Annotated in this window: 9 protein-coding genes and 1 pseudogene; 8 read left to right on the plus strand and 2 right to left on the minus strand. The window is 48.8% G+C overall.

The window, feature by feature from the left end; genetic code table 11:
- Positions 1 to 29: 29 nt before the first annotated feature.
- The 7 genes and pseudogenes from KDK19_RS23095 to KDK19_RS23125 all read left to right on the plus strand — a co-directional run bounded on the left by KDK19_RS23095 (position 30) and on the right by KDK19_RS23125 (position 9955).
- Entirely contained in the window at positions 30 to 1118 is a 1089-nt protein-coding gene (locus KDK19_RS23095; RefSeq protein WP_257287191.1) for a hypothetical protein, read from the plus strand.
- Between the two features lie 217 nt (positions 1119 to 1335).
- A complete protein-coding gene (locus KDK19_RS23100; protein WP_257280146.1) occupies positions 1336 to 2499 on the plus strand; it encodes an isovaleryl-CoA dehydrogenase in 1164 nt (387 codons plus the stop codon).
- A 161-nt stretch (positions 2500 to 2660) separates the two neighbouring features.
- A pseudogene (locus KDK19_RS23105) lies at positions 2661 to 4267 on the plus strand (carboxyl transferase domain-containing protein).
- Positions 4268 to 4284: 17 nt separating this feature from the next.
- A complete protein-coding gene (locus tag KDK19_RS23110) occupies positions 4285 to 5070 on the plus strand; it encodes an enoyl-CoA hydratase-related protein (RefSeq protein WP_257280144.1) in 786 nt (261 codons plus the stop codon).
- Positions 5067 to 7103 carry a biotin carboxylase N-terminal domain-containing protein gene (locus KDK19_RS23115; protein WP_257293042.1) on the plus strand — a complete coding sequence of 679 codons (2037 nt, stop codon included), beginning with the start codon at positions 5067 to 5069 and terminating at the stop codon, positions 7101 to 7103. Before KDK19_RS23110 ends, KDK19_RS23115 begins: the two co-directional genes overlap by 4 nt.
- A complete protein-coding gene (locus KDK19_RS23120; protein ID WP_257280142.1) occupies positions 7093 to 8019 on the plus strand; it encodes a hydroxymethylglutaryl-CoA lyase in 927 nt (308 codons plus the stop codon). Before KDK19_RS23115 ends, KDK19_RS23120 begins: the two co-directional genes overlap by 11 nt.
- Positions 7997 to 9955 (plus strand): acetoacetate--CoA ligase, encoded by a 1959-nt coding sequence (locus KDK19_RS23125; protein ID WP_257280141.1) that lies wholly within the window; start codon positions 7997 to 7999, stop codon positions 9953 to 9955. The genes KDK19_RS23120 and KDK19_RS23125 overlap by 23 nt, the downstream gene beginning before the upstream one ends.
- Positions 9956 to 9997: 42 nt before the next feature.
- On the opposite strand, the gene KDK19_RS23130 is transcribed toward KDK19_RS23125, so the two are convergent.
- Complete coding sequence (locus KDK19_RS23130; protein WP_257274924.1) at positions 9998 to 10582, minus strand: hemerythrin domain-containing protein; 585 nt, start codon at positions 10580 to 10582, stop codon at positions 9998 to 10000.
- Between the two features lie 499 nt (positions 10583 to 11081).
- On the opposite strand from KDK19_RS23130, the gene KDK19_RS23135 reads away from it, so the two are divergent.
- Positions 11082 to 12575 (plus strand): CoA-acylating methylmalonate-semialdehyde dehydrogenase, encoded by a 1494-nt coding sequence (locus KDK19_RS23135; protein WP_257287911.1) that lies wholly within the window; start codon positions 11082 to 11084, stop codon positions 12573 to 12575.
- A 68-nt stretch (positions 12576 to 12643) separates the two neighbouring features.
- Here KDK19_RS23135 and KDK19_RS23140 read toward each other — a convergent pair whose 3' ends face one another.
- Positions 12644 to 13099 (minus strand): GNAT family N-acetyltransferase, encoded by a 456-nt coding sequence (locus KDK19_RS23140; protein ID WP_257287912.1) that lies wholly within the window; start codon positions 13097 to 13099, stop codon positions 12644 to 12646.
- Between the last annotated feature and the right edge of the window lie 278 nt (positions 13100 to 13377).

Consider the following 13377-nt stretch of genomic DNA (forward strand, 5'->3'; position numbering starts at 1 on the left):
AAGTCTTATTTTACTGTACAGATTAAAAAATGGATTCCAAATTGATAAACACAAACAACCGTGATCTGCTTGTAAAAAGTTGGGCACACCCAGTATTTTTTAGCGTCTGTCGACCACTCATTTTATTGTTTGCCGTACTTTCAGGCAGCACAGAAGCGGCCATCCCGGGTAAGATTCATCAAATCTGGATTGGTGCAAAAGTACCCGAATACCTGGATATCGTCAGTCAGAGTTTTAAAAAGGTCAAGGGCTGGGAGTATAACCTGTGGCGAGCCACTCAGAACAACTTCCTCGAACGGAATGGAAAAATCATTCGACATACCTGGACCGAGTCAGAATACACCACAAAAGAATACTCCATTAATGAACTTTTTGATAATGAGCATTCGGTCATTAAGGCTATTCTGGAACGCAACAGAACGTCTGACGATAGTCACCTCGCTAGTCTGGGCGACATCCTGAGATATCGAATCGTCCACGAATTCGGCGGTTTCTATTTCGATATGAAGTTTGAACTGCTTAATCCCAATGAAATGGCCGACCTCATTAAACAACCTCTATACACACTCATAACGGCTAATGAGTTTGCATTTTTGACGTCTCAGCAAGGCTACTTGAGCAACGCTTTTTTTGCCGCTGAGGCCAATCACCCGGCGCTCAATAACCTGCTGTTATCCATCCCTCCTCTGGAAGATGAAGTACCCCATTCCAAAGTAGACATTTTCGGTCCGGCTTTTTTTCTGCTGGGGATAGACAGTTGGTACAGGGCTGCAGCAGCGGACGAACAAACAGGGTGGCTAATGCTTCCCCATACCAAAATTTACCCCTACATTGACTGGGCGCCAAAGGTGCAAGAGTTTCGCCCGGGCAGCTTGCTGACTGAAACTGCCGTTAAGTTAAGAGAGGCAGGGAATGACTTCTGCATTGTAAAAGCGGACTCGCTCTACAGATTGCCTGGCCTGTATTTAAACGAGTCAGAATACATGCCAGTCCCTGACAAAGCAGGACTTTTCTACCGTTATCCATGCAATAGATACCCAGACGCCATCGCTATTGATCACTTTGACTACGGGAGTTCATGGAACAGTCACAACCGTTACTCAGGTCATCACAGGTAACATTTTTCTGTCGTACAATAGGCGACTTTCGATAATATAAGCATTTACGTTTTCCCTCAGAAATGGAACACTAACATCATGCTGTGAAGTTATTTATCCAATAGTTGCTGTTTAGGTGGATATCCGGAAAGATCTTCGGAACTGTAATCACGAATTGAAATGCCTATAGCCACACAATGACTATAGTCTAAGAATAATTTAAACAAAGATACGTTCGATGAATTACCTGACACTCAACTTCAATCTGGGTGAAACCAATGACCTGCTGAGAGAGCAGGTCAGACAGTTTTGCGATCATGAAATTGCTCCCCGCGCCCGGGAAATCGACAGCAGCAACCAGTTTCCCATGGACCTCTGGCAAAAGTTCGGAGCTATGGGTTTGCTTGGCATAACGGCAGAAGAAGAACTCGGTGGTTCAGACATGGGTTATCTCGCTCATGTCATCGCCATGGAAGAGATCAGCCGGGCTTCTGCCTCCGTTGCTCTCAGTTATGGGGCACACTCCAATCTGTGTGTAAACCAAATCAAGCGTAACGGCAACAAAGTACAGAAGCAGAAATACCTTCCCAAATTGATCAGCGGCGAGCACATCGGCGCTCTGGCCATGAGCGAACCTAACGCAGGTTCAGATGTTGTCAGCATGAAACTGAAAGCCGAGAAAAAAGGCGACAGATATATTCTGAATGGCAGCAAGATGTGGATCACCAATGGCCCGGATGCCCACACCTACGTCATTTATGCCAAAACCGAACCCAAAAAAAGTTCCCGAGGCATTACCGCATTCATCGTTGAACGAGACGCCAAAGGTTTCTCTCGTGCTCAAAAGCTGGACAAATTGGGCATGAGAGGATCGAACACCTGTGAGTTGGTGTTTGTAGATTGCGAAGTGCCTGAAGAAAACGTACTGGGTGCCGTCAATGAAGGGGTATCGGTGCTCATGAGTGGACTGGACTATGAGCGAGTGGTTCTGTCCGGAGGCCCAACCGGCATTATGCAAGCCTGTATGGATGTCGTAATTCCCTACATTCATGACCGTAAACAGTTTGGCAAGTCCATTGGTGAGTTTCAGTTGATCCAGGGCAAAGTGGCTGACATGTACAGCCAGATGAATGCCAGTAAAGCTTACCTTTATGCAGTTGCGGCTGCCTGTGATCGTGGTGAAAGTACCCGAAAAGACGCAGCCGGTGTCATTCTTTATTGTGCTGAACGTGCTACCCAGATGGCACTGGACGCCATTCAGATTTTGGGTGGTAATGGCTACATCAATGAATATCCAACCGGTCGCCTGCTTAGAGATGCCAAGCTCTATGAGATAGGTGCCGGTACATCAGAAATCCGTCGTATGCTGATCGGCAGAGAACTTTTCCAGGAGTCTCGCTAACATCGCCACGCAGCACTGCTCTCTCAGGACAACCATGCTGCCATAACAACAATCATACATTCCGAAACAGCCATAGCCTTGGCATGCAGGATGTGATCTAACCTCTATCGCAACGCTGCAAGGCTATGAGCAAAAAAACGGCTTCATCAGAGGCGATCAATATGCCCGTACTATCTTCAAAAGTGGCACCCGACAGCCCCGAATTCCACAACAACCGCCGACACATGCAGGCTCTGGTGGACCAGATCAATGCTCGTTTTGAAACCATTGCCCAAGGCGGCAGTCAAAAATCGAGAGAAAACCATACTGCCAGAGGAAAGTTGTTAGCCCGGGATCGCATTGCCCATTTGCTTGATCCCAACTCCCCTTTTCTAGAAGTAGGCCGCTTTGCCGCTGCCGACATCTACGATAATGAAGCCCCCTGCGCCGGTGTTGTTGCAGGCGTAGGTTTTGTTGCTGGCATCGAATGTATGATTCTGGCCAACGATGCTACTGTCAAAGGCGGCAGTTACTTCCCGCTTACGGTAAAAAACACCTGCGCGCCCAGACCATTGCCGAACAAAATCATCTGCCCTGCATCTACCTGGTTGATTCCGGAGGAGCCAACCTTCCCTACCAGGATGAAGTATTTCCGGACAGAGAACACTTTGGTCGAATCTTCTTTAACCAGGCCAACATGTCTGCCAAAGGAATTCCCCAGATTGCCGCAGTTATGGGCTCCTGTACGGCAGGAGGAGCCTATGTGCCGGCTATGGCAGACGAAACCATTATCGTCAGAAATCAGGGCACTATCTTTCTGGCAGGCCCACCTCTGGTCAAAGCCGCCACCGGAGAAGAGGTCACGGCAGAAGAGCTGGGTGGTGCCGGGGTTCATTGTGAACAATCAGGTGTGGCGGATTACATGGCAGAAAATGATGCCCACGCCCTTGAACTTGTCAGAAGTTCCATTGACAGATTGAACAAAAAGAAAACTCATCCCTTCCCATTAGAAAAGCCCATTCCTCCCGTCTATGACCCCGGCGAACTCTATGGCCTGATCCCTTCCGATCTGAAACAGAATTATGACGTTCGTGAAGTCATTGCCCGAATCGTTGATGGTTCCGAATTTGATGAATTCAAGGCCCGCTATGGCACTACTCTGGTCTGCGGCTTTGCCAGAATTCATGGTCACCCGGTCGGCATTCTGGCAAACAACGGAGTTCTCTTCTCAGAGTCGGCCCAGAAGGGGGCTCACTTTATCGAATTATGTTGCCAGCGACGTATACCTTTGCTTTTCCTGCAAAACATCACAGGCTTCATGGTGGGTTCAAACTATGAAGCAGGGGGCATAGCAAAAGACGGCGCCAAGATGGTCAATGCGGTGGCCTGTGCAACCGTTCCAAAACTCACCGTCATCATTGGCGGCAGTTTTGGTGCAGGCAACTACGGTATGTGTGGGCGGGCTTATGACCCGAGATTTCTTTGGATCTGGCCTAATGCCAGAATCTCAGTGATGGGCGGTGAACAGGCAGCAGAAGTTCTGGCCCAGGTTAAAAAAGACAGTCTCGCACGAAAGGGGAAAACCCTTTCTGCCGAAGAAGAAGCCGCCATTAAAACACCGGTCATCGAAACCTATGACCACAAAGGCAATCCGATTTATGCCAGTGCCCGGCTCTGGGACGATGGCATTATTGACCCCGTCAATACCCGTGACGTTCTGGGCCAGAGCCTCTCTGTAGCCATGAATGCGCCCATCGAAGAAACCCGCTTTGGTGTTTTCAGAATGTAAGGCAGGGAGGTAATACCATGAGCAACTCTCTCATTATCGAGACCACCAGCAATGGCGTTGCCAGCATAACCATGAACCGTCCGGAAGTGGGTAATGCTTTTAATGCAGAACTGATCAGCGAACTGATTGCGGCCCTGAAACAGCTGTCGGGTAAAGAGACACGACTGCTGCAACTCAGAGGCTCCGGCAAACATTTTTCTGCCGGAGGTGATCTTAACTGGATGAAGAACGCCATTCACCTCAGTGAACAGGAAAACTACGACGACGCACGTACACTGTCAGAGCTACTCCACACCTTGAATCACTTTCCAGCACCTACCATGGCAGTGGTTCAGGGCGCTGCATTTGGTGGTGCTATTGGACTGATTTGTGCCTGCGATATCGCATTGGGAGCAGAGAATACCCGTTTTAGCCTGAGTGAGGTCAAAATTGGCCTGATCCCGGCCGTCATCAGCGCTTACGTTGTCCAGGCCATAGGTACCCGTCAGGCCCGTCGTTACTTTCTGAGTGCAGAAGTCTTCTCTGGAGAAAAAGCGCTTGAGTTGGGATTGCTGCATGAACGGGTGCCTGAATCAGAACTCGACACCAAAGCAGAAGAGCTAACTCAACAGCTTCTTGGTAATGCTCCTGAAGCGACTCGACTGGCCAAAAACATGCTTCATAAAGTTCATAACAAACCCATTAATGAAGAGTTTGTCGAAATGGCCTGCCAGGAGATAGCCCGCATCAGAGTCTCTCCTGAAGGTCAGGAAGGCCTGGCATCATTCCTTGAAAAACGCATACCGTCATGGAGGCAGCCATGAGCGAGAAGACAGTCATGAGCGAGAAGACAGCCATGAGCTCGAACAACAGTCTACGGAGTGTAAAACATTTCGATAAAATCCTGGTTGCCAACCGGGGTGAAATCGCCTGCAGAGTGATAAATACCGCCAAAAAATTGGGAATTAAGACAGTCGCTGTCTATTCCGATGCAGATTACCGGGCCCTTCATAAAACCCTGGCTGATGAAGCTTATTACATTGGCTCTTCGCCTGCACAGGAAAGCTACCTGTGCACTGAAAAACTGATTGAAGTTGCCCAACAGTCCAGCGCTCAGGCGGTGCACCCCGGCTATGGGTTTCTCTCAGAAAATGCAGACTTTGCTCTGGCCTGTCATAGCGCCGGTATTCACTTCATCGGACCCGGTCACCAAGCCATCAAAGCAATGGGTTCAAAAAGTGAAGCCAAAGCCCTGATGGAAAAGGCCGGTGTCCCTGTGTGTCCCGGTTATCACGGCTGCGATCAGTCTGATGAAACCCTGATCCTCGAGGCAGAACGCATAGGTTACCCTCTGATGGTCAAAGCCGCATTGGGTGGTGGCGGCAAGGGCATGAGAATTATTGAACATTCAGACCAGTTGCAGGAAGGTCTTCAGGCTGCCCGAAGAGAGGCCCTGAAAAGTTTTGGTGATGACCACCTGCTTCTGGAGTCGTATATCACCCGACCTCGCCATGTAGAAGTTCAGATCTTTTTTGATGAGAACAATGAAGGAATATATCTTTTCGACCGTGACTGTTCTTTACAGCGCCGTCACCAGAAAGTCATCGAAGAAGCCCCAGCTCCTAACCTCCCTGACTCCATGCGAAAAAGTATGGGTGAAGCCGCAGTCGCAGCCGGCAGGGCCATAGAGTATCGGGGAGCCGGTACAGTTGAGTTCCTGGTTGACGGTGAACGTTTCTATTTCATGGAAATGAATACACGACTTCAGGTTGAACACCCTGTCACTGAGGCTATTACCGGGCAGGATCTGGTTGAATGGCAACTGGCTATTGCCGCTAGTGCATCCTTGCCTCTGACACAAGATCAGCTGCAATGTCATGGCCATGCCCTTGAGGCTCGAATCTACGCCGAAAGTCCTAATCAAGACTTTTTACCTTCCTCCGGAAAAATCATGGACTTGCAATGGCCCCAGGCTAAGGATCATGTCCGCATCGATACCGGTGTACAACAGGGTGATCATATCTCCAGCCACTATGATCCAATGCTGGCAAAACTGGTGGTCTGGGCTGAAAATCGTGAAGCAGCTATTGATAAAATGTCTCAGGCTTTGTCTGACTATCAACAGGCCGGCTTGAGTGATAACCGGGACTTTCTGCTGCATCTGGTCAATGAATCTGCCTTCAGAAAGGCTGAGTTATCGACACACTTTATTGACCAGTATCCACCTCAGACAGAACTGAATCGTGATCAATTGAGAGTGTCGTTGATTGCAGGATCCTTATACCAATTCCATCAATCTCAATACAAGGGTTCATTGCCGGCTGCTGTGGCACCTTCTCAGATAACTCTGTTTCTGAACCATCAACCCTACGTGATTTCGCTGGAAAAAACGTCCGAAAGGTTCAAAGTGAGTCTACCTGATGGCTATTGTCAGGCTGATATTCACTGGTATGAGGTGGAGTCAGGTTGTTTGTCAGGACAACTGTCGGTTGGCCACAACACGGTGTTTTCTTCAACAAAATGTCGCGTGGTCCCATTGCCCGAAGCCAGGCTAAAGATATTCTTCCCTGACTTCAGCGTTGAGTTGAGCCTTTCAGGACAATGCCTGACCGCACAGGATGGCTCTGAGGCAATGTTGGCGCCAATGAACGGTACCGTCAACTCAGTGATGGTCGAAGCGGGACAGCAGGTCCATGCCGGCACCGCTCTGCTGGTCATGGAAGCCATGAAAATGGAACACACTATTTATGCTCCTTGTGACGGAATGATTGAGTCAGTCTTTTATCAAGCAGGCGACAGGGTGGACGCTGGTTCATCGCTCATGGCGTTCAGGGAGGAAAGTGAACATGCTGCCTGAGTCTGTCCGTATTGTCGAAGTTGGAGCCCGTGACGGACTCCAGAATCTGCCAACACCAACTTCTCCGGAAACACGTGTTCAGCTGGTCAACTTACTGTCTCAATCGGGCCTTCGGCACATCGAAACCGGCAGTTTCGTTTCCACTGAATATGTTCCCCAGATGGCGGACTCGGATAAAGTTTTCCAGACTATCAAACGTCAATGTGACGTTGTTTATACCGCTTTAACCCCCAATCTCAGAGGGATGGAAGATGCTCTGAAAGCAGGAGTAGACGAGGCAGCGGTGTTTGCCTCAGCTTCCGAAGGATTCAGCCAGAAAAATATCAACTGTTCCATTGCCGAAAGTCTTAAACGTTTTGAGCCAGTTTTGGAACTGGCCAGACGGAGTAATATTCCTGTCAGGGGCTATGTTTCCTGCATTATCAGTTGCCCCTATGATGGCGCCATCACGCCTCAGCAAGTAGCCGAAGTGACCAAAGCACTCTATCAAATGGGATGCTACGAAGTCTCCCTTGGCGATACTGTAGGTACAGGAACACCTCTCAGGGTTAAACGAGTATTGGAAGCCTGTGGTCGTGAAGTACCTATGGAGCATCTTGCCGCTCACTACCACAACACTTATGGACAGGCATTAACCAATATATACGCGTCCCTTGAAGAGGGTCTGACAGTGGTGGATTCGGCAGTTGCCGGTCTGGGTGGATGCCCCTACGCGCCGGGAGCCTCTGGCAATGTTGCCACTGAAGATGTGCTCTATTTAATGGCAGGCCTGAACATTAAAACTGGCGTGCAGATGGACAGGCTTCTCGAAGCCTCGACATTCATCTGCCATCAACTGGGTATCCGTTCCTACTCGAACGCCGGGCTGGCACTACAACAAGACAGGATCAAATATGACGCAGCTCTGGGCACCTGACGAGAGCCGGATTCAATCGTCAAATCTTCACGCATTCATTCAGTCAGTCAATGACGTCACTGCTCAGGATCTGACTGATTTCCACTCCCTTTATGACTGGAGTGTCAGCGATCGTTATGCTTTTTGGGATAACGTGGCAAAATTTGTAGACATCCAATTTCACAGTGCCCCTTCTTCTGTCTGCCACCATGATCAAATGCCGGGGGCAAAGTGGTTTCCGGACTCGACTCTCAACTATGCAGAACACATGCTCCGGCATAGCAAAAATGCCGAAAGAACCACAGAAGACGCGCTGATTTTCAGACGGGAAGATGGCCAGCGTATCACCTTGAGTTATGGTGAGTTGGTTAAAGCGGTTGCAGCAGCGCAAGCTGGACTCAAAGTCCTCGGGGTCAGCAAAGGAGACCGAGTGGCGGCCTTTATGCCCAACTGCCCTGAAACCCTGATTATGATGCTGGCGACTACCGCGCTGGGAGCTGTCTGGTCCTCCTGCTCACCAGATTTTGGTATTCAGGGTGTTCTGGATCGTTTTGGGCAAATCACCCCAAAAGTACTACTCAGCATTGATGGCTATTTTTATGGTGGCAAGCCGATTCAATGCCTGGAAAAAGTTCAGTCCATTCAGGCGCAAATCCCTTCTATCGAACAAACCGTCATTGTGCCATTCCTTGGCAGTGATGCCGATATCAGCTCCCTGACTTCATCGAGTTTATACGACGATTTTATTGTTCCAGACCGCAATACACCTGAGTTTGTAGCGGTAGATTTCAACCACCCTCTGTTCATTATGTATTCTTCCGGGACGACAGGAGCACCAAAGTGCATCATACATGGACATGGTGGTACCCTTTTACAGCATCTGAAGGAGTTGTCTTTACACACGGATGTAAAACCCGAAGACACCCTCTTTTATTTTTCTACCTGCGGCTGGATGATGTGGAACTGGCTGGCTTCTTCTCTTGCGCTGGGAGCCACTGTCGTTCTTTATGATGGTTCCCCCTTTCATCCTGAACCACGAAGCCTTATGGATATCGCTGAAGAAGAAGGGATCACTGTTTTCGGGACCAGTGCAAAATACATTGCAGCACTGGAAAAGGCCGGGGTTAAACCTGTTGAATCTCACTCCCTGCCAAAACTGAAAACCATTCTGTCTACTGGCTCTCCTTTGCTTCACGAGAGTTTTGATTATGTATACCGGGACATCAAAAAAGACCTTTGTCTATCCTCTATTTCCGGTGGTACCGATATTATTTCCTGCTTTGCTCTGGGCTGCCCTGCCTTGCCGGTCATTAGAGGGGAGCTTCAGTGCCGAGGGCTGGGAATGGACGTTCAATTCGTCAACCCTGAAGGCAAACCCCTGTTGAAAGAAAAAGGCGAGCTGACCTGTCAGTCCAGTTTCCCCTCAATGCCTATTGGATTCTGGAATGACCCTGAGAACAAAAAGTATCACAAAGCCTATTTCAACCAGTTCCCGGGGGTCTGGGCCCATGGAGACTTTGGTGAACTGACAGTCAATAAAGGGGTGATTATTCATGGCAGGGCAGATGCTGTCCTGAATCCGGGTGGCGTGAGAATTGGTACTGCGGAAATTTACCGACAGGTTGAAAAGGTCGAAGAGGTACTCGAAAGTGTTGCCATTGGTCAGGAGTGGGAAGGCGATGTCAGGGTCATTTTGTTTGTTAAGTTACGAGATGGCATCATCCTGGATGACGCACTCATCAGCGAAATAAAAAAGACCATTCGGGCCAATACAACGCCTCGCCACGTACCTGCGGTTGTTCTCCAAACACCTGATATTCCGAGAACCATCAGCGGCAAGATCGTTGAGCTGGCCGTCAGGGATGTTGTCCATGATAAACCGATTGCCAATACCGATGCCTTGGCAAACCCGGAAGCTTTAGACTATTTTCGAAAACGACCAGAACTTCAGGATTAAAAACAAAGGCTTCAGAAACTGCCCCTCCGAGACGGCAAATTTTCAGTGTACTTCGGAAGCTACCTGTTCAACGGGAACTCCCACCACAAACTGATACAGGTTCTCATAGGATTCCCAGGTATGGGATCCGAACAGAGGATCTGGAGTCACTTTCAGAGCCTCGTTCACCTGCTTGAAGTCTTCTTCTGTCAGAATGGCTTTCATAGCGGGGATCAAAACCCTGTTTTCTTTCTTTATGTGTGCCCTCTGCAACTCAACGTATTTTTGATAATCCGCCAACAGCTGATTGACCGGGATAACCTGATCCATACTCAAGGCACTGAAACGCTCTATCAGACTGGTGGTGAACTGACGTATTTCTTTATGCTCAGCCTCTACTTCTGCCATAACAGCGCGCTGGCTGGCATCAGTCAGTCTTGGACGGAGACGGGATAGCAATCGGGATTCCAGTGGGTGATGGAAGCTGTCCGGGTAATTATGGAGGTAGTCCAGAGCATCAAGAATCAGCCAGAGTCTGGGGGTATGCTCACTTTCATCCTTGTATCCGGATACCTCATGATCCAGACAATCGAGCAGGCGCAAAAGGTGCTCATGATCCTTCACAAGTCTATTGATCAGCAACGACATAGCACTCTTCCTATCTTGTTCTTGTTATTTTGAAATGCCAGAAAACTTAACAGACCCTCAAAGCATTCAGGCATTTCCGCCCGGGGCATCAGAATAGAAACCCCCTTATTGAGTCATGAAAATAAAAACACTCTCATATTGTGAAAGCTGGATCTATTCTATTTACAGAATGTTTCCAAAAGGTTTCTCCATGCCTCATTTTGCTATTTTTCAAGTCAGCCTACTCAACAACAATTTGAGTAGATTCCCAGAATAACTGCATTCAGCCGGAATCCAAAAGCCCTTATGTGATAGATATTGATTCAGATCAAGATTTTTGGTTCTGCTTTCTATGCAGGACAACTTTGCCATTGTCGAAACCTGTCAGTAGCCGTTGAAAGGAGGTTGAACATTAATTCATGGTGCTCAGCTCTTCATGCGGAGACTTAATTCCCGTAACCTTGAAAAGAGACGGTTTCAATCTAAACAATAAAAGTAATGAACTGTAAGGAGCCATGACATGAGTGCTCAAATCAACCATTTCATCGCCGGTTTGCCCTCGGCCCCCAGCGTGCGCCAGTTACCCATTTTTAACCCTGCTACCGGAAAGCAGGAAGCTTCAGTCTCTCTGGCCAGTCCCATTGAGGTCGAGGTGGCCATAGCCACTGCCAAACAGGCTTTTGAAGAATGGCGAAATGTCACCCCACTGAAACGTGCAAGACTCCTGTTCAAATTCAAGGAGCTGGTTGAAAAACACCGTAACGAGCTGGCTGAAATGCTGACCAGAGAACATGGAAAGGTTCTGGAAGATGCTCTCGGTGATATTACCCGTGGATTGGAGGTCGTTGAGTTCGCCTGTGGTATCCCTCACTTGCTGAAAGGGGAATACACAGAAAATGTCGGAACGGATGTGGATGCGTGGTCCGTCAGTCAGCCACTGGGCGTGGTGGCAGGAATCACACCTTTTAACTTCCCGGCTATGGTACCCATGTGGATGTTCCCCCTGGCCATTGCCTGTGGTAACACTTTTATTCTCAAACCTTCAGAAAAAGACCCTTCTGTTCCTTTCCGTCTGGCCGAGTTGATGAAAGAAGCCGGTCTTCCTGACGGCGTTCTGAATGTGCTCAACGGTGACAAGGAAGCAGTGGATACGATCCTCGCCTCCGAAGATATTCAGGCTGTCAGCTTTGTTGGCTCTACACCTGTTGCTGAGTATATCTATCAGAAGGGCTGCCACCACGGAAAGCGGGTTCAGGCCCTGGGTGGAGCCAAAAACCACATGGTTATCATGCCAGATGCTGATCTTGATCAGACCGTTGACGCACTGGTAGGAGCTGCCTATGGTTCTGCGGGTGAACGCTGTATGGCTATTTCTGTTGCAGTTGCTGTGGGTGATGTGGCAGACGCACTAATTGAACGTCTGGCTCCCAGAGTGAAAGCCCTGAAACTGGGTAATGGTCTGGAACCTGGTATTGAACTGGGGCCCCTCATCAGCCAGGAGCACCTCAATAAGGTATCAGGTTATGTTGATGCCGGTATCGCCCAGGGTGCCAAACTGGTCGTAGACGGCAGAAATTATTCTGTTGAAGGCCACGAAGAGGGTTACTTTCTGGGCGGTTGCCTGTTTGACAATGTCACCACCGATATGTCCATTTACCGGGATGAGATATTCGGACCGGTGCTATCAGTAGTCCGTGTGCCTGATTTCGAGACAGCTGTCACCCTGATCAATGACCACGAATACGGCAATGGTACATCTATCTTTACTCGTGATGGTGACAGCGCCCGACAGTTTGCCCATGACATCCAGATCGGCATGGTCGGTATTAATGTGCCAATCCCTGTCCCCATGTCATTCCACAGTTTTGGCGGCTGGAAGCGCTCCCTGTATGGTCCATTGCATATGCACGGCATGGAAGGTGTGAAGTTTTATACACGTCGCAAAGCTATTACTTCCCGTTGGCCAACCGGAATCAGAGCTGGCGCAGAATTTGTCATTCCTACCATGAAATGAATATTAGAAGCTGGCACGCTGTGGAATCAGCTGTCTCAGACAACACTGACCGCTCGTGCCGATGGTCATCAAGACCTTCTTGAAAACATGGCAATATGGGGAATACCATCTTCCACATAGATACCACCTTCAGCTCTGAAGCCGAAGGCACCGTAAAATGCTTGAAGGTGAGCCTGACCACTGAGATAAAGATCATATTCAGGAAAGAGTTCGTTGGCTTTTTCTAAGGCTCGTTTCATCATTTCTTTTCCCAAACCTCTGCCACGGTATGAGGAAGTAGTAATAACACGACCAATAGTGACAACGGAGTCGGGAGAGGGCGGAGGTATAATCCTCAGGTAGGCCGCAAGATCATTTCGATCCGCCCCCCAGCCTGATAAGTGCAGAGATATCTGATCAAGACCATCAGCATCGGGATAGGGGCAATCCTGCTCAACAATAAAGACAGCCTGTCTGGCTTCCAAAATACTGTATACTTCCTGCCCGGTTAGCTCTTCAAACCTGGACCACTGCCAATTAATCAAATCCGAATCCCACCCAAAATCAATCAATTTGTGTGTGTGTGAATCTCTTTTCGCTATTAAAAATAAAAACTCTGGCAGCCAAAAGCAAACCAGAGTATTCGGTTCAGACCATCTTTACATCAGATTTCAGAGAGCATTTCAGAAGCCGGTCTGTAGGTCAGGTTTTGTACCTGAGCAACGCTCTCACAAGTCACCACGCCTTTGCAGATATTCAAACCTTCCAGCAGGTGTGGGTTTTCCTCCAGAGCTATACGAGTACCCTTATTGGCAATGTTTAC

Origin of the sequence: Endozoicomonas sp. ONNA1, from assembly GCF_024606325.1 — a bacterium.
GTDB lineage: Bacteria > Pseudomonadota > Gammaproteobacteria > Pseudomonadales > Endozoicomonadaceae > Endozoicomonas_A.